Annotated in this window: 15 protein-coding genes; 12 read left to right on the top strand and 3 right to left on the bottom strand. The window is 63.4% G+C overall.

Annotation, left to right across the window (positions count from 1 at the left end):
- The first annotated feature begins 7 nt into the window (after positions 1-7).
- The 3 genes from rpiA (at position 8) to AWB83_RS19930 (ending at position 2,988) form a co-directional block, all read left to right on the top strand.
- Positions 8-772, top strand: coding sequence for a ribose-5-phosphate isomerase RpiA (gene rpiA, locus AWB83_RS19920; RefSeq protein ID WP_244197809.1), 765 nt, complete (start codon positions 8-10; stop codon positions 770-772).
- Complete coding sequence (locus tag AWB83_RS19925) at positions 769-1,536, top strand: SDR family NAD(P)-dependent oxidoreductase (protein WP_087047337.1); 768 nt, start codon at positions 769-771, stop codon at positions 1,534-1,536. Before rpiA ends, AWB83_RS19925 begins: the two co-directional genes overlap by 4 nt.
- 63 nt (positions 1,537-1,599) lie before the next feature.
- A complete protein-coding gene (locus tag AWB83_RS19930; protein ID WP_087047338.1) occupies positions 1,600-2,988 on the top strand; it encodes an FAD-binding oxidoreductase in 1,389 nt (462 codons plus the stop codon).
- On the opposite strand, the gene AWB83_RS36515 is transcribed toward AWB83_RS19930, so the two are convergent.
- A complete protein-coding gene (locus AWB83_RS36515; RefSeq protein ID WP_159463064.1) occupies positions 2,890-3,477 on the bottom strand; it encodes a hypothetical protein in 588 nt (195 codons plus the stop codon). The genes AWB83_RS19930 and AWB83_RS36515 overlap by 99 nt on opposite strands.
- A gap of 107 nt (positions 3,478-3,584) precedes the next feature.
- Here AWB83_RS36515 and AWB83_RS19940 point away from each other — a divergent pair, with 107 nt between their 5' ends.
- Positions 3,585-4,586 (top strand): molybdopterin-dependent oxidoreductase, encoded by a 1,002-nt coding sequence (locus AWB83_RS19940; protein ID WP_087047340.1) that lies wholly within the window; start codon positions 3,585-3,587, stop codon positions 4,584-4,586.
- A 149-nt stretch (positions 4,587-4,735) separates the two neighbouring features.
- Positions 4,736-4,915 carry a GFA family protein gene (locus AWB83_RS37655; RefSeq protein WP_341866723.1) on the top strand — a complete coding sequence of 60 codons (180 nt, stop codon included), beginning with the start codon at positions 4,736-4,738 and terminating at the stop codon, positions 4,913-4,915.
- Between the two features lie 67 nt (positions 4,916-4,982).
- Here AWB83_RS37655 and AWB83_RS19950 read toward each other — a convergent pair whose 3' ends face one another.
- On the bottom strand, positions 4,983-5,867 hold the full coding sequence (locus tag AWB83_RS19950) for a hypothetical protein (RefSeq protein ID WP_087047341.1): 885 nt from the start codon (positions 5,865-5,867) through the stop codon (positions 4,983-4,985).
- Positions 5,868-6,500: 633 nt separating this feature from the next.
- On the opposite strand from AWB83_RS19950, the gene AWB83_RS19955 reads away from it, so the two are divergent.
- Together AWB83_RS19955 and AWB83_RS19960 are read left to right on the top strand one after the other, a co-directional pair.
- Positions 6,501-6,854, top strand: a complete 354-nt coding sequence (locus AWB83_RS19955; RefSeq protein WP_087047342.1) for a carboxymuconolactone decarboxylase family protein — start codon at positions 6,501-6,503, stop codon at positions 6,852-6,854.
- A gap of 173 nt (positions 6,855-7,027) precedes the next feature.
- Entirely contained in the window at positions 7,028-8,077 is a 1,050-nt protein-coding gene (locus AWB83_RS19960) for a 2,3-butanediol dehydrogenase (protein WP_087047391.1), read from the top strand.
- Positions 8,078-8,167: 90 nt separating this feature from the next.
- Here the strand turns inward: AWB83_RS19960 and AWB83_RS19965 are convergent, their stop codons facing one another.
- Positions 8,168-9,250: a substrate-binding domain-containing protein gene (locus AWB83_RS19965; protein ID WP_244197810.1), complete on the bottom strand. Its 1,083-nt coding sequence runs from the start codon at positions 9,248-9,250 to the stop codon at positions 8,168-8,170.
- A 204-nt stretch (positions 9,251-9,454) separates the two neighbouring features.
- On the opposite strand from AWB83_RS19965, the gene AWB83_RS19970 reads away from it, so the two are divergent.
- The 5 genes from AWB83_RS19970 to AWB83_RS19990 all read left to right on the top strand — a co-directional run bounded on the left by AWB83_RS19970 (position 9,455) and on the right by AWB83_RS19990 (position 15,001).
- Positions 9,455-10,447, top strand: coding sequence for a substrate-binding domain-containing protein (locus AWB83_RS19970; protein WP_087047343.1), 993 nt, complete (start codon positions 9,455-9,457; stop codon positions 10,445-10,447).
- A gap of 79 nt (positions 10,448-10,526) precedes the next feature.
- The gene (locus AWB83_RS19975) at positions 10,527-12,095 is read left to right on the top strand and encodes a sugar ABC transporter ATP-binding protein (RefSeq protein ID WP_087047344.1); all 1,569 of its coding nucleotides are present in this window, start codon (positions 10,527-10,529) and stop codon (positions 12,093-12,095) included.
- Positions 12,088-13,101 carry an ABC transporter permease gene (locus AWB83_RS19980; RefSeq protein WP_087047345.1) on the top strand — a complete coding sequence of 338 codons (1,014 nt, stop codon included), beginning with the start codon at positions 12,088-12,090 and terminating at the stop codon, positions 13,099-13,101. The genes AWB83_RS19975 and AWB83_RS19980 overlap by 8 nt, the downstream gene beginning before the upstream one ends.
- Positions 13,098-14,129, top strand: a complete 1,032-nt coding sequence (locus tag AWB83_RS19985) for an ABC transporter permease (protein WP_087047346.1) — start codon at positions 13,098-13,100, stop codon at positions 14,127-14,129. The genes AWB83_RS19980 and AWB83_RS19985 overlap by 4 nt, the downstream gene beginning before the upstream one ends.
- A complete protein-coding gene (locus AWB83_RS19990) occupies positions 14,126-15,001 on the top strand; it encodes a sugar phosphate isomerase/epimerase family protein (RefSeq protein WP_087047347.1) in 876 nt (291 codons plus the stop codon). Before AWB83_RS19985 ends, AWB83_RS19990 begins: the two co-directional genes overlap by 4 nt.
- Positions 15,002-15,035 lie beyond the last annotated feature (34 nt).

Genomic DNA, 15,035 nt, shown 5'->3' on the forward strand with positions numbered 1-15,035 from the left:
GGTGCAATTGAGCACGCATATCGAACCGGGCTACGCCCACATGAAACCCGCCTCGAAGCAGGATGAAGCCAAGCTCGTGTCAGGCATCAAGGCCGTCGACCACTATCTGCGTTCCGGGATGAAGGTCGGGCTCGGATCCGGCACGACTTCGCACTGGTTCGTGCGCGCGCTCGCGCCGCGCGTGAAGGAAGGGCTCGATATCGTCGGCGTGCCGACTTCCAATGCGACGCGTGAGCTCGCGCTCGAACTCGGCGTGCCGCTCACCGACCTCGGGCAGATCGACCGGCTCGACGTGACCATCGACGGTGCGGACGAGATCGATCATCGCGGCAGCATGATCAAGGGCGGAGGCGCTTGTTTGCTGTGGGAGAAAATCGTCGCCGCGGCCTCGCGCAAGATGGTCGCGGTCGTCGACGACAAGAAGGTGTTCGACACGCTGGGCCGCTTTCCGCTGCCCATCGAAGTGATTCAGTTCGGCTGGCAGAGCACGGAGCGCCTGCTGCGTGAGCTGTTCGTCTCCGCGGGCTTCGATGCAGGCGTGCGCATCGAGCGGCGCAGGACGAACGGCGAGCTCGTGGTGACCGATAGCGGCAACTGGATTCTCGACTGTCATCTCGAAGCCATTGCCGATCCGCTTGCGCTCGCGCCGCGCTTCAATGCAATTCCGGGCGTGGTGGAGAACGGGCTTTTCGTCGGCATTGCGAGCGAAATGATCGTTGGTCACGCAGACGGCAGCGCCGAGATCGTGGTGTTCGAGGGAGCGCACTCATGAGCACGGGTTCGACGCTGGACGCGTTTCGCCTGGACGGCGACGTCTGCGTGGTCACAGGCGCGGCGCAGGGCATCGGCTTTTCGATCGCGAAGGGCTTGCGGGAGGCCGGAGCGACGGTGGTGATCGCGGATCGCGATGAAACGCTCGGCCAGCGTGCGGCGGAAGAGCTCGGTGGCAGCTTCGTCGTGCTCGACGTAACGGATTCTTCGACAGTCGACGCCGCGTTCGATACCGTGGTTGCGCGACACGGCAAACTCGACGTGCTGGTGAACAACGCGGGTATCGTGAAGAACGCGCCCGCACTGGAAACAGACGACGCCGCATGGCGCGCGGTCCTCGCGGTCAATCTCGACGGCGTGTTCTATTGCAGCCGCAGCGCGGCCCGGCATATGGTGCGGCGCAACTCCGGGCGCATCGTGAACATTGCGAGCATGAGCGGGTCGATTGCGAACAAGCCGCAGCCGCAGGCCTCGTACAACGCGTCAAAGGCGGGCGTGATTCACCTGACGCGCTCGCTTGCTGCGGAATGGGCGGCGCACGGCGTGCGCGTCAATTCGATCTCGCCGGGGTATGTAGCCACGGAACTCACGAAGCGCGGCTTCGAAATCGAGGAGTGGCGCAAGGTGTGGATCGACGGCACGCCGATGGCGCGCATGGCGACACCCGAGGAAATAGCGCCGGGTGTGATCTTCCTGGCGTCGCGAGCGAGCGCGTTCGTGACCGGCTCGGACCTTGTGATGGATGGCGGTTATACGGTTTGGTGACGGTCTTGGCTCTCGACCCGAGGTGCACTTCGGCTTTTGGAACCTATAACAGAGACACGAGTCATGAAAGTAAATAAAAACGTGATCGCGCTGCGCGAGGCACTCGGTGCGCAAGTCGTGACGCTGCCCGAAGAGTTCGGTGAGAGACGCGTCGAGGACTGGAGCGGATTGCCGGGCGCGACGCCGCTCGCGATCATCCGTCCGCGCACGACGGAGGAAGTCGCGGAGGCGCTCGCGATCTGCTCGAAGCATAGGCAGGGCGTGGTCACCCAGGGCGGTCTGACGGGTCTCGTCGGTGGCGCGAATCTGCTCGGCGGTGAAGTGGCGCTCAGTCTCGAGCGTATGAATCGCATCGTCGAGATCGATGAAGTTTCAGCCACGATGACGGTGGAAGCCGGCGCGCCGCTGCAAGTGGTTCAGGACGCAGCCAGCGCGGCCGGATTCTATTTCCCGCTCGATCTGGGCGCCCGAGGCAGTTGCACGATCGGCGGCAATCTCGCGACCAATGCAGGCGGCAATCGCGTCATCAAGTACGGCATGATGCGCGACCAGGTGCTCGGCGTCGAAGCCGTGCTGGCGAGCGGCGAGGTCGTCGGCGGCCTGAGCAAGATGATCAAGAACAACAGCGGCTACGACTTGCGCCATTTGCTGATCGGGAGCGAAGGCACGCTCGCGGTCATCACGCGCGTCGTGCTGCGGTTGCGCCCGAAACCGACGGCAACCGCTACCGCATGGTGCGGCCTGCCGGATTTCGACGCCGTCACCACGCTGCTCACGCACTCGCAGGCAGGCCTTGCGCCGGGGGTGTCCGCGTTCGAGGTGATGTGGGCGGGCTATCACGATACCGTCATCGGCAACCTGAAAAACCTGCGTGCGCCACTGGCCGACTCGCATCCGTTCTATGTGCTGCTGGAGAGCGTCGGCACCGATCCCGTGCGGCACGGCGAAGCCTTCGAGGAATTTCTCGGCGGCATGCTCGAAGAAGGCGTGGTGAGCGACGCGGCCATTGCGTCCTCGGAAGCGCACGCGCGCGATTTCTGGGCGATCCGCGACGCGCCTGGCGAATATCAGCGTTTCATTCCGAACCATGCGGCGTACGACGTGAGCTTCTCCATCGCGCAGGTGGGTGATGCGGCGGCGCAATGCGAGGCGCGTCTGCGTGCGCGCTGGCCAGAAGCGACCGTGATGACCTACGGGCATCTCGGTGACGGCAACATTCATGTCGTCGTCGACGTGCCCGGCATGGGCAAGCACGAACACGATGATATCGATCGCGTCATCTACGACGTCACGCGCGAGTTCGAAGGCTCGATCTCGGCGGAGCACGGCATCGGCGTCAAGAAGCGGTACTTTCTATCGCAGTGTCGGCGCGAGGCTGATATCGATGCCATGCGCGCGATCAAACAGGCCCTCGATCCGCAAGGCTTGCTCAATCCCGGGAAGGTCTTTTAGCGGCTGATTGAGGAGCGAGCCATGAACGAACTCGATCTGGCGCGTACGCATGCCGCGACGCAGGCGAATGCGCAGGATGGCGATCTCTGGCGCTGGTTCTCTCTGCTGATGGAAGAGCGACGTATCCGGTGGTGCCAGGCTGATGGCTGCTGGCTTGTGAGCGTCGATCATCGCCACGTGGCGACTGAGTCGACCTTCGACCGCGCCATTCGAGAAGCCAGGCGGATGCGCGAGAGGGGCATGTCTCGCCGGCGGGCGGCTTGAAGATAGGCCTGCCGCGCGCCGATCGGCGCGGTGGACGTGAGCGATCCGCGCTTTGCCGCGATCTTCGATGCGGTCGACGGCGGCCACCGGGTTCATCACCGGTTCGACGTCGGGAATGGCGATCGCGGGTGGTTCTGCGACACGCTCGATGAGCGTCGAGTCTGTGACGCCGCTTGCCAGATCCAGCCATTCCTCTGTTGAATCGTTGTCCGAGCTACTACGCATTGCCTTTCAAGCGCAATTCTGCAATTGTCATCGTCGCTGTATATTTACAAATATAACGGGCGACATGATGCAACATGCATCGCGCCACCATTGGAGGAAGTTGACCGATGAGATTTGCCCTTGATCTGAGGCGTCTGGCATCGCCGCTGTTTCTGCTGGCGCTGCTTCTCTTCGCGACGGCCTCTTGCGGCGGCGGCGACGACGATAACAACCCGCCGCCTCCGGCTCCCCAAACCGTCTTGTCGGTTTCCGGCGATGTCACCGCACCGGCGAGTCTCACGCTCGCACAGATTCAGGCGCTGCCCGCCAGCACGCAGACGGTCTCCTTCGCCAGCGGCACCGGCCAGCAGACCCACACCTACACCGGCGCGAGCCTCTGGACATTGCTGAACCAGATCGGCATCACGACCGATCCGGCCGTTCACAACGATGTGCTTGGGAAATACGTGATCGCCACCGGCAGCGACAACTACCGCTCGTTGTTCGCAATGGGCGAGCTGAGCCCGGACTTCGGCAATCGTGGCAATCAGGTGGCATACGCCGAAACGATCAACGGCACGAGCGCCGCGCTGACGACGACGGACGGCCCGCTGCGCGTAACCGCGCCGGGTGATATCAAGGGCGGCCGCTACGTGTCCAATCTGGTGAAGCTGGAAGTGCGAACGGCCACGTCGACGGTCACGGCCAGCGGCGGCGGCACCACTACGAAGTTCCAGCTTTCAGGCGCCGTGACGAAACCGGCGACTTACGACCTCGCGGCGCTGCAGGCGCTCCCCGTCGTGACGCGCACGGTGGGTACGACGACGTACACGGGAGTGAGTCTCTGGGACCTGATCAACGCAGCCGGTATCCAGACCGATTCGTCGGTGAAAAACGACTTGCTGGGTTTCTATCTCGTCGCAACCGGAAGCGATGGTTATCGCGTGGTGGTTTCGCTGGCCGAGCTTTCGCCGGATTTCGGCAATCAGCCCGATATCGTCGCCTATGCGATGAATGGCGCGCCCTTGACGACGACTGGCTTCGCGCGCCTCGTGATTCCCGGCGATGGCAAGGCTGGCCGCTACGTCTCTAACCTGGTGGCGCTGGAAGTGGTGTCGGCGGCACGATGATTCCCTGCTTACGCCCGAACCGCGCGCGCTCGTCGGGGCGCCTGACCCGGCACACGACGCGGCCCGTCCGACGCGCGGATGATCAACTCGGGCGCCCACACTTCCTGTAGATCCTGCGGCGCCGCGCCCGCGAGCGGCATCGACGATTCATGAGACGAGAGAACGAATCATGCGGTTCGGAAAAGGTGGCTGCCTGTGCGGGGCGGTGCGTTACACCGTTGAAGGGCGAACCGCTGGCAAGCGCGATTTGTCATTGCACGCATTGCCAGAAGCAAAGCGGGAGTTTGTTTTCCTTCACTCTCTTCATATGGGAAACCGACTACGAGTAACACGGCGAAACCTCGTCTGGCAGGGTAGCAAAGCCGTGCGCCGCCGCAATGCGTGCACACACGGCTCTCATATGCGATGCGCGAAGCGCGTGGCGAGCGCGGCCCTGAAGCGGGCTGCGATCTTGGCGAAGCCGGCGCCGGTCGGATGCAGCTCGTTGGCCCAGTCGTCAGGCGCGAGCGTGCCCTGCGTCTCGACCAGCACCATGTTGTGGGCGGGATCGCTGGCGAGCCGTTGCAGCATCACGCGGAACTGCACGAGGATCGTCTTCACGATCAGCGTGCCGGGCGTAAGGCTCGACCAGCCGCGATCGACGAGCGATGGGCGCAGCCATGGTCCCGCGAGATGGCAGGCCGAGACGCCCGTGGGAATCGCAAAGTCATACGCGTGCGCGAAGATCGGCGCGTGAGGCGCAAACTGGTCGCGGATGCGGATCAGGTCGAGATAGGCACTCTCGACCACGCCGAAGATGTCACCGATGCGCTGGATGTTGACGCCTTGCGCAGGGTCGTTGCCGACCGCGCTCGCGTCGTTGAGCCAGAAGCGGAACTGGTCGCCGACCACGTCGTTGCCGCCGCCGGAAAAGAGCAGGGCGTCGACGGGTCCGTTGGCCGGGTCCTGCAACTGGGCGATGAGACGGTTGCGTTTGGTCACGCCAAGGAGCGTGGTGGTCGCGTCGCTGTAGTGCGCCAGCTTGAGGATCATCGGAGCCGGTTCGCCCGCGGCCCTCAGTGCCTCCAGCACGTCGGTGGCATGAAGCGGATCCGGCAACGGGTAGTCGAACCAGGAATCGCCGTCGCCGATCAGGATGAGCGGCGCGGGCGCGCCGGCCTGGCGGGCGTGCAGCGCTTTCGTCTGCAGCACCTCCTGCTGGTGCGCCCTGATGCGCGCCTTCAGATCCTGCTGGATCTGCTCCTGCCAGCTCTCATAGAGGTTGTTCGCCGGACCTGTCATGGTGGCTCCATTGCGCCTGCTGGGTGTGTGCCGATGCGCGCGTTCACGGAAGCATTGTACTTGCGCGGGGCGCACAGTCGAGTCGGGGCAGCGTGCGGCGCGCTCCAATCGCGCTCCCATGAGTGAGCGCAGAGAATCCATTTTCGTGACGCCGCCTGCAGCATCATCCACAGACGCGTACCTTTAACGAACCGGTGTTCGCCCTGCGGTATCCCTTGCACCGTACTTCCCCGAAAGCCGGCGCGACGGAGGCTGTCGCTTGCTCCGCGCCGATACGGCTGTAACGCCCAGTACATGTGTCGCTGTGACACGTGTCACCGACGACGGGCCGTACACATCACCAAAACGCCCGGTTTCTCGGGGTAATCCCTTGGCTTTCATCCTCTTCCAGGCGCCGATGCGATTGGCATAGCGCTTGCCTTTATTCGCCGCACAACGATTCCAACGCCCATCCGAGGCAAAGGAGACATATGTCCGATCGGGACAAGCGGCTCTTCGGCGTCGCCGCCAATCCCGTCTTCAACGAGACTTGACTGCCTCTGCACGAATCACCACCTCCACTTCAGCAGCGGCCCCGAGGTCTCGGGGCAAATTTCGCGACGTTTCCCTTTACGAACCTATCCGATACCGACTATGAGCAATGAATCGAGCGTCGAACTCAAGAGCCGCCTGAGCCTGGTCAACAAGCAGTTTGCAGCACTGGGGCAGGCGCAGCCGCTCGTCATGACGGGGTTTCAGTCCGTGATGAAAGCGGCCGTACAGGAGGGCACCCTGAGCCCGGCATTGAAGGAACTCATCGCTGTCGCGCTCGCCGTTTTCAAGGGGTGTGACGATTGCGTGCTGTTCCATACCGTGCAGGCGATACACCACGGTGCAACGCGTGCACAACTGGCCGAGGTACTCGCCGTCAATGTCGAAATGGGCGGTGGCCCGGGTGCCGTGTATGCGGCAAAGGCGCTCAACTACTTCGATACGCTTGTCCAGTGAACCGATAGCGCGTTCTCTTGTTGCAAGCATTGACGCGCTACGAATGAAGAGCGGAAGTGCAGGAGCGGCTGAAAGGGCAAGACGCGGGTCGATGGGCGCACACGACGGACCCACCCGATAGCCTCCAGGTTGGTGTGAAACCGCAGTTCGTATCTCAACGGGAGCGATTCACGATGAAAGCTGCAGTCTACTATGGCAACCGCCAGCTCACGATCGACGACGTGCCGGAGCCGTGGCCGGTCACAGGCGAAGTGAAGGTCAAAGTCAGTCGAAACGGCATATGCGGAACCGACATTCACGAATACTTCGACGGTCCGGTTCTGATTCCGAAGACGGAGCCACATCCGCTGACCGGCAAGACCTTGCCTGTCGTGATCGGGCATGAGTTCTCGGGAACTGTCGTCGAAGTCGGGCCGGACGTGACCGACATCAAGGAAGGTGACAAGGTCGCCATCGAACCGGTTATCCGTTGTGGCATGTGCAGACCCTGCAAATCCGGCTACTACAACGTATGCAACTGTGTCGGATTCCAGGGACTCTCATCCGATGGCGGGATGGCGGAGTATGCGGTCGTACCGCGCCACATGGTTCACAAACTTCCGGATAATGTCCCCGTTGAGATGGGCGCGCTCGTCGAACCCATGGCGGTTGCCTACCATGCCGCCACACTCGGAGAGGTCACCGACCAGAGTCGCACGTTGATCTTCGGTGCGGGTCCCATTGGTATTGGTCTCTGGTTCGCTTTGCGCGGTATGGGGGTGACCGAGATCGACGTAGTCGAGCCATCGCCGACTCGTCGCCAAGCGATTGAAGGGCTGGGGGCGCGCACTATCGACCCGACGAGCACTGATGTGCCGGCCTTCATCGCCGATAAGACCAACGGTGAAGGAGTCGATGCAGCGTATGACGCCGCCGGCGTGCCGGCGGCTGTCGCGGCTGGGTTGAAATCGTTGGGCGAGCACCGGACTCTTGTCAGTGTTGCGATCTACGACAAGCCAATGCTGACTCCTCTGCTCGATACCGTCATGCGTGAACGACGCATACAGGGGACGCTCTGCTACACGAGCAAGGACTACAAGAGCGTGATCGACCTGATGGAGCGCGGACACTACAAGACGACGGGCTGGGTGGAAACAGTTCCGCTCGCGAACGTTGTCGCAGAAGGTTTCGAGGAACTGCGGGCTGGTCGCAAAATGAAGGTGCTCATTGACCCGGCACAGTAGATCTCGTTGACCGAAGCGCGGGGGATGCCGCAAACGGAGCGGTTTCGGTACTCCCGCCGCGCTGATCGTGTACGGTGCTTCTGACGATGCCTAGCGATCGAATTCCTTCGTCTGCTCGGCCTCTTCGAATATCCCGCCGAACCCGGTAGGCACGACGACGACCGATCGCTCGGCAGCGTCGAAGTTATCGACCAGCGCGAACGCTTCCGAAATGATCGCCTGCACATCCTGCCGCAGCATCGTCACGTCGAAGGCCAGGTGAGCGGCAAAGGGATCCCAGTCGAAGCAACCGACAACCGTCGATTTCCAGGCATCGGGCGGCAACGTGGACGTGAACTGCACCAGACCTTCGAAAGCGGTGATGGAGTTCATCAGCAAGCCGGATGGAAGCCGCCCGAGCTTCTCATAGCGGACGGCAAGCGCGCGCCTCGCAGCAGCGGCGTTATAGCCGCAGCTGTCGACGGCATCGGCCGCGGGCGCGATCCGCCGGGCTTCGAACGCGTCGCGAAATCCCGCAATACGCATCTCGGTCGCGTACTCACCGGGCAGGCCGCCCAGCAGAACCAGCTCGTCCGCAGACTTGCCGCGCGCGATCAGTTTCTCGATCAGCACATCCGTAATCGCGCGGGCGCCGCCGCGATTGTCCGAAACGACCGACGGCGCGCCATCGCCGGGAAGATCCAGGTTGATCGACGGCACGCCCGCGGCCGCACAGAGTTCGTTCAGCGGCGTCGGGTTGCGCACCCCGGCGATGAAAAGCAGTTCCACGCGTTGGGAAAGAAGCGTCTCGGTGACGCTCACCTCCACTGACGGATCGCGCTGCGTCCCGACGACGATAGGGCAGAGCCCCCGGCTGCGCGCCTGATCCTCGAAGGTCTGCGCGAGCCCCGCAAAAAAGCGGTTCCGGTAATGAGGCAGCACCATGCCGACCAGACCCGATCTCGACAGCCGCAGCCCGCGCGCCTTCATGTTGACGTTGTAGCCGAGCTTCCGCGCGCTTTCGAGAATCCGCTGCGCCGTCTCCTCCTTGATGCGATAGCGCGTCCAGGTGCCGTTCAGCACCATGCTCACCGTGGACGTCGAAGATCCCGTCGCCTTGGCGATATCGTAGATTGTGGATTTTCTTGCAGAGAGATTGCTTGCCATCAGGGCTTGCTCCAGGCGCACTTCCATTCACGTGTCCAGACGTCAGCCTTTTCAAAACGGGAAACCGCATAGGGTTTGTCCGAGTCGACCATGGTGCTGAATAGATTCAGCATACCCCAACTCGCGTTGCTAAATGGATTTAGCATCGAGTTCAGCAGGACAGCGCATCGGAAATTCCGAATACCCAACTGGGCGTCTGCCTGAGGTGCGCGGGCGTCCGCCGGAGGAGACATGTCCAAGAAACTGATTCGCACGTTGTGTGCAGGCGTCGCCGCATTCGCGCTGGCAGTCAACCTGGCCTCAGCGTCGCCCGACAAGCCCGTCATCGGTGTCGTCGTCAAGATCGGCGGCATTCCATGGTTCAACGCGATGGACGCCGGCATCAAGAAGCGCGCCGACCAGTTGGGCGTCAAGGCGTTCATGGTCGGGCCGACCAGCGCCGATCCCGCGCTCCAGGTTCGCGCGATCGAGGATCTGATCGCGCAGAAGGTCGACGTGATCGGCGTCGTGCCCAACGATGCGGAAGTGCTCGAGCCCGTGTTGCAGCGCGCCAGGGCGGCCGGCATCAAGGTCATCACGCACGAGTCGCCGAAGCAGAAGAACACCGATTGGGATTTCGAGCTCGCCTCCGTCAAGGGCTTCGGCGAAGCGTACGCCAAGCGCCTCGGCGATGCCCTGGGCGGCAAGGGCGAATACGCCGTCTTCGTCGGCTCGCTGACCGTTCCCCTGCACAACGCATGGGCGGATGCGGCCATCGCCTACATCAAGGCCAACTACCCTGGAATGACGCTCGTCGGCGATCGTTATGGCGTCGCCGAGGACGTCGACGCCTCGCGCAAGACGGCGCTCGATCTGATGCGCGCGCATCCGGACCTGAAGGCCATTCTCGCGTTCGGCAGCCAGGGGCCGATCGGCGCGGCTCGCGCGGTGCAGGAGAAGCAGGCGAAAGGCAAGGTGCTGGTGCTCGGTCCGTTCTCGCCAGGACAGGGCAGGCGCCTCGTTCACGACGGCGTCCTGACCGGCGGCTACATGTGGAATCCGGAGCAGGCCGGCGAAGTCTTCGTGACGCTGGGCACCATGGTCGCCAAGGGCCAGCCGATCAAGGACGGCACGAACATTCCGGGTCTGGGCGTCGTGCATCCGGACGGCCACAACCTGATCGTCGATCAACTGGTCGATCTCAACGCCAAGACCGTCGACGATCTGGCCAAGACGGGCCTCTGACCAACGATCTGACGAGCGGCCGGGCGCGGCGGGAGCCGTGCTCGGCCGGATGAACCGACACGTCGCATCGGAGCGCTCCATGGTTCATGCAGCATCCACCGGTCGCCTCGCTTCGCAACGAGGCGACCCGAGCGAAGCGCCGGTTGCCGCCGCCGCCGGCCGCACTCCTTTGCTCGAGCTCGAGAACATCTCCAAGGTCTTCGGCGGCGTCAACGCGCTGCGAGCCGTGAAGTTCGACGTCATGCCCGGCGAAGTCCTCTGCCTCGCGGGCGAGAACGGCTGCGGCAAGAGCACTATCATCAAGATCATCAACGGCGTCTATCAGCCGGAACCCGGCGCGGTGATGCTCATGGACGGCGAGTCCATCGAAGGTCTCGATCCCGCGAAGGCGCGCGAGCTCGGCATTCAGGTGATCTGGCAGGATCTCGCGCTGTTCCCGGAGATGACGGTCGCCGAGAACATCGCGTTCGAGCAGAATCTCGGAGCGCGTCCGCGCCTCGTCAACTACGGGAAGATGAAAGAGGCGGCGCGCCGCATTCTCGAGCGTCTGGGCGTCGTCATCGACCTGAATCGTCCGGTGCGCTCGCTGTCCATCGCGCAGCGGCAGATCGTCGCCATCGCGCGGGCGCTGGTTCGCGATGCGCGGCTCGTGTTCATGGACGAGCCGACCGCTTCGCTGAGCCATGCGGAGACGGAGGCATTGCTCGAGATCGTCCGCCGGCTTTCGGCGGATGGCATCGCCGTGGTGTTCGTCAGTCATCGGCTCGCCGAAGTGCTCGAGGTCTGCACCCGCGTGACCGTCCTGCGCGATGGTCAGTATGTCGGCACCTTCCCCACGGAAGGCATGACGCAAACCCGCCTGACGGAGCTCATGACGGGCCGGACGTTCGACTACGCAGTCCGCGACACGAACCTGGCGGCGGCTCCCGTCGTGCTGGAGGTGCAGGGATTGTCGCGCGGGCGCGAGTACGCCGACGTTTCACTGCGGATCAGAAAGGGCGAGATTCTCGGCGTCACGGGACGCCTCGGCGCGGGACGCACGGAGCTTGCGCTGTCACTGTTCGGCATGACCCGGCCGCGCGCGGGTTCGATCCGCATCGATGGCAAGGAGATCGTGCTTCGATCGAATCGCGACGCGATTCGCGCGGGCATCGCCTATGTCTCGGAGGATAGGCTTCAGCTCGGCCTCGTGCAGCCGCAGTCGATCGGAGACAACACGGTCGCCGCGGTGCTCGACGATCTCCTCGACGCCACGCATCTGATCTCTTCGCGCAAGCGCAACGCGTTGATCCACGACTGGATCCAACAGCTCGCGGTGAAGATCGGCAAGCCGGACGACGCGGTGTCGACGCTCTCGGGCGGCAACCAGCAACGCATCGTGCTCGCCAAATGGCTCGCGACCAACCCGAAGCTGCTGATTCTGGATTCGCCGACGGTCGGCGTGGACGTAGGCGCCCGCGCCGGCATCTTCGCGATCATCCACAAGCTCGCGGCGCAAGGCATGGCGATCCTGCTGATCTCCGACGAGATCCCGGAGGTCTATTTCAACGCCGACCGCATCCTGCATATGCGCAATGGCCGTATCGTCGGCGAGTACGTGCCGGGTGCGACAACCATGGAACACATCGAGCGAGACGTCCATGCCTGATCTTCGCAAACTCGGTATCGGTTCGATCGAGGCGCTGCTGATCCTGGTCATCGCCGTGATGGTCGTCGGCCTCGGCCTTTCGACCTCGACCTTCCTGACGCTTTCGAATCTGTTCGATCTGCTCAATCAGAGCTCGGTCAACATCATCTTCGCCGTGGGACTGCTGGTGGTGCTGATCGCGGGCGGCATCGACATCTCGTTCGCGGTCGGCGCATCGGTGGCGCAGTATCTGACCGCGTTGACCGTCATGCGGCTCGGCGGCGGCAACTGGGCGCTGGGCTTCATCGTGGCGGCGTTCTTCGGGTTTCTGCTCGGCGCCATCAACGCGACGATCATCTACCGGTTCCGGATCGTTTCGATCGTGGTGACGATCGCCACGTTCAACGTGTTCTTCGGCGGCCTGATGCTTCTCACCGGTGGCGTGTCGATCTACGACCTGCCGGACTGGTGGGTCGATCGGGTGTCGATCGTGCATATCGATACCGCGGGCGGCGTCGCGAATCTCGCGCTGCCCGTCGCCGTGATGGTCGTGATGGTCGCGGCGACCTGGTTCCTGCTCCGGCGCACCACCACCGGCCGCCAGCTCTACGCGATGGGCGACAACCCCGAGGCGGCGCGGCGCGTGGGCGTCAACATCGGCGCGATGCATTACGTCGCGTTCGGCTGGCTCGGCATGATGGCGGGCATCGCGGGCCTCATGCAGGCGCACTACGTGCAGGAAGTGGTGCCCAACGCGCTGTATGGTCGCGAGCTCGACGTGCTCGCCGCCGTGGTGCTCGGTGGCGCGCGGCTCGGCGGCGGACGCGGCACGATTCTCGGCGCGATCCTCGGCATTCTGCTGACCGCCATCACCGCGAACGGACTGAACCTGCTCGGCATTTCGCCCTACGCGTTCAAGATGATCATCGGCGCGATCATTCTCGTCGCCATTACCTTGTCGAGCGGCGGCTTCGCCAAGCTCGTCGGTTCGCGCTTCGCGTCGCAAGGCGCCAGGGCCTCGTCATGAAACCGCTCTCATCGCATCGTTCGTCCGAGCCGCTCATACCCGCGGACGTCGCCGGACTGCTCGGGTTTCTCGTCGTCGTGATCGTGGTCATGAGTCTTGCCTCCGACCGCTTCTTCTCGACGAGTACGTTCGTGTCGGTGGCTTTCCAGTTGCCCGAGCTGGGGTTCTTCACGCTGGCCATGCTGATGCCGTTGATCTCCGGCGGCTTCAACCTCGCGGTGACCTTCACGGCCAATATCGCCGGGCTGGCGATGGCATACGTGCTGCACACGCACGGCGGCGCCGACGCGGGCGCGGGAGCCGTCTTCCTCGGCATCGCTGCCGCGTTGGCCACGGGCGCTGCGGCCGGCTGGGTGATGGGCGCCGTCATCGCACGAACCGGCGCGAGTCCGATTCTCGTCTCCCTGTCGATGATGATCTTCCTGCGCGGCCTGGGCGAATTCCTCACGCGCGGAGGCGACATCTCCGGATTCCCGCCTTTCGTGCGCGAAATGGGCAACGGCGTTTTCATCGGCGTGCCGATTCCGCTCTGGATCTTCATCGGCTGCGCGGCGCTCTGGCATGTCGTGATGACGCGCTCGCGGCTCGGCTTCGCCACACGCATGATCGGATCGAATCTCGAAGCCACGCGCTATTCCGGCATTGCGACGACGCGCGCCGTCACGCGCATCTACATGCTTTCCGGGTTGATGTGCGGTATCGCGGGCGTGGTGATGGCAGCCCAGTTCAACTCGGTGCGCGTGGGTCACGGCGAGGCGTTCCTGCTCATCTCGGTGCTTGCGTGCTTCCTTGGCCGCGTCGATCCGTTCGGCGGTTTCGGGCGCGTGGTGCCTGTCGTCATTGCGCTGGCGATTCTTCAGGTCATCGCGTCCGGGCTCAATCTGCTCGGCGCGAACCAGCATCTCGCCACCGCGCTGTGGGGCGTTTTCCTGCTGGTCGTGATGCTGATCCGTTGGGCGTGGGCCAACGGCATTTCCAAAACCCTGGTCCGCAGGCGCGTGACCGCATCGGAGGGAGTCACACGATGAACAAGCTTGGCGTACATGCACTGGTCTGGGCCGGCGACCTGACGCCGGAATCGACGCGCAAGGTCATCAGTCAGACCAGGGCCGCCGGTTTCGATCTGGTCGAGCTGTCCCTGCACGGCCCGAAAGTCATGGACCTCGCGCTGACGCGTGACCTGCTGCAGGAGCACGAGCTGGATATCGGCTGCTCGCGCGGTCTCACATTCGATGCGGACGTCTCCAGCGAGGATGCAGCGACGGTCGCGCGCGGCGTCGCCTTGCTCGAGGAAGGCATCACGATCACGGCGGAGCTCGGCGGAAGCTACTTCGGCGGCATTCTGTACGGCGCGATGGCGAAATATTCCGCGCCCGTCACAAAGCAAGGCCGTCGCAATGCGGTGGATTCGCTCAGTCACATCGCCGATTTCGCGCTCAGGAAGAATGTGACGCTCGGGCTGGAAGTGGTCAATCGTTACGAGAGCAATCTGCTGAACACGGCATCTCAGGCGCTTGCGCTGATCGACGAAGTGAACGCGCCGAATGTCGTCGTTCATCTCGATACGTATCACATGAACATCGAGGAATCCGACTTCATGCAGCCGGTGCTGGAGTGCGGCAAGCGTCTTGGCTACGTGCATATCGGCGAGAGCAATCGCGGATATCTCGGCTCGGGCACCATCGATTTTTCGCAGTTCTTTCATGCGCTCGCGATGATCGATTATCAGGGCGTCGTGACCTTCGAGAGCTTTTCGTCGACGGTCGTCAACGAGCAGTTGTCCAATGCGCTGGCGATCTGGCGCAACCTGTGGGACGACGGCATGGATCTCGCGAAGCATGCGCGCGAGTTCATCGCGGGCGGCATCAACGCCGCGGCGAAGGCGAGGGCGCATCACTGAAGGCGTCCCATCCGGAATGGTACGAGGCGCCGGA

Origin of the sequence: Caballeronia ptereochthonis (assembly GCF_001545075.1) — a bacterium.
In the GTDB taxonomy this organism is placed as follows: Bacteria; Pseudomonadota; Gammaproteobacteria; order Burkholderiales; family Burkholderiaceae; genus Caballeronia; species Caballeronia ptereochthonis.

Bases quoted from the DNA above. Each gene is read 5' to 3' on its own strand.
- AWB83_RS19950 (WP_087047341.1), bottom strand. From the start codon at position 5,867: ATGACAGGTCCGGCGAACAACCTCTATGAGAGCTGGCAGGAGCAGATC.
- AWB83_RS37655 (WP_341866723.1), top strand. From the start codon at position 4,736: ATGAGACGAGAGAACGAATCATGCGGTTCGGAAAAGGTGGCTGCCTGT.
- AWB83_RS19925 (WP_087047337.1), top strand. From the start codon at position 769: ATGAGCACGGGTTCGACGCTGGACGCGTTTCGCCTGGACGGCGACGTC.
- AWB83_RS19990 (WP_087047347.1), top strand. From the start codon at position 14,126: ATGAACAAGCTTGGCGTACATGCACTGGTCTGGGCCGGCGACCTGACG.
- AWB83_RS19975 (WP_087047344.1), top strand. From the start codon at position 10,527: ATGGTTCATGCAGCATCCACCGGTCGCCTCGCTTCGCAACGAGGCGAC.
- AWB83_RS19955 (WP_087047342.1), top strand. From the start codon at position 6,501: ATGAGCAATGAATCGAGCGTCGAACTCAAGAGCCGCCTGAGCCTGGTC.
- AWB83_RS19960 (WP_087047391.1), top strand. From the start codon at position 7,028: ATGAAAGCTGCAGTCTACTATGGCAACCGCCAGCTCACGATCGACGAC.
- AWB83_RS19930 (WP_087047338.1), top strand. From the start codon at position 1,600: ATGAAAGTAAATAAAAACGTGATCGCGCTGCGCGAGGCACTCGGTGCG.
- AWB83_RS19970 (WP_087047343.1), top strand. From the start codon at position 9,455: ATGTCCAAGAAACTGATTCGCACGTTGTGTGCAGGCGTCGCCGCATTC.
- AWB83_RS19940 (WP_087047340.1), top strand. From the start codon at position 3,585: ATGAGATTTGCCCTTGATCTGAGGCGTCTGGCATCGCCGCTGTTTCTG.
- AWB83_RS19965 (WP_244197810.1), bottom strand. From the start codon at position 9,250: ATGGAAGTGCGCCTGGAGCAAGCCCTGATGGCAAGCAATCTCTCTGCA.
- AWB83_RS19980 (WP_087047345.1), top strand. From the start codon at position 12,088: ATGCCTGATCTTCGCAAACTCGGTATCGGTTCGATCGAGGCGCTGCTG.
- AWB83_RS36515 (WP_159463064.1), bottom strand. From the start codon at position 3,477: ATGCGTAGTAGCTCGGACAACGATTCAACAGAGGAATGGCTGGATCTG.
- AWB83_RS19985 (WP_087047346.1), top strand. From the start codon at position 13,098: ATGAAACCGCTCTCATCGCATCGTTCGTCCGAGCCGCTCATACCCGCG.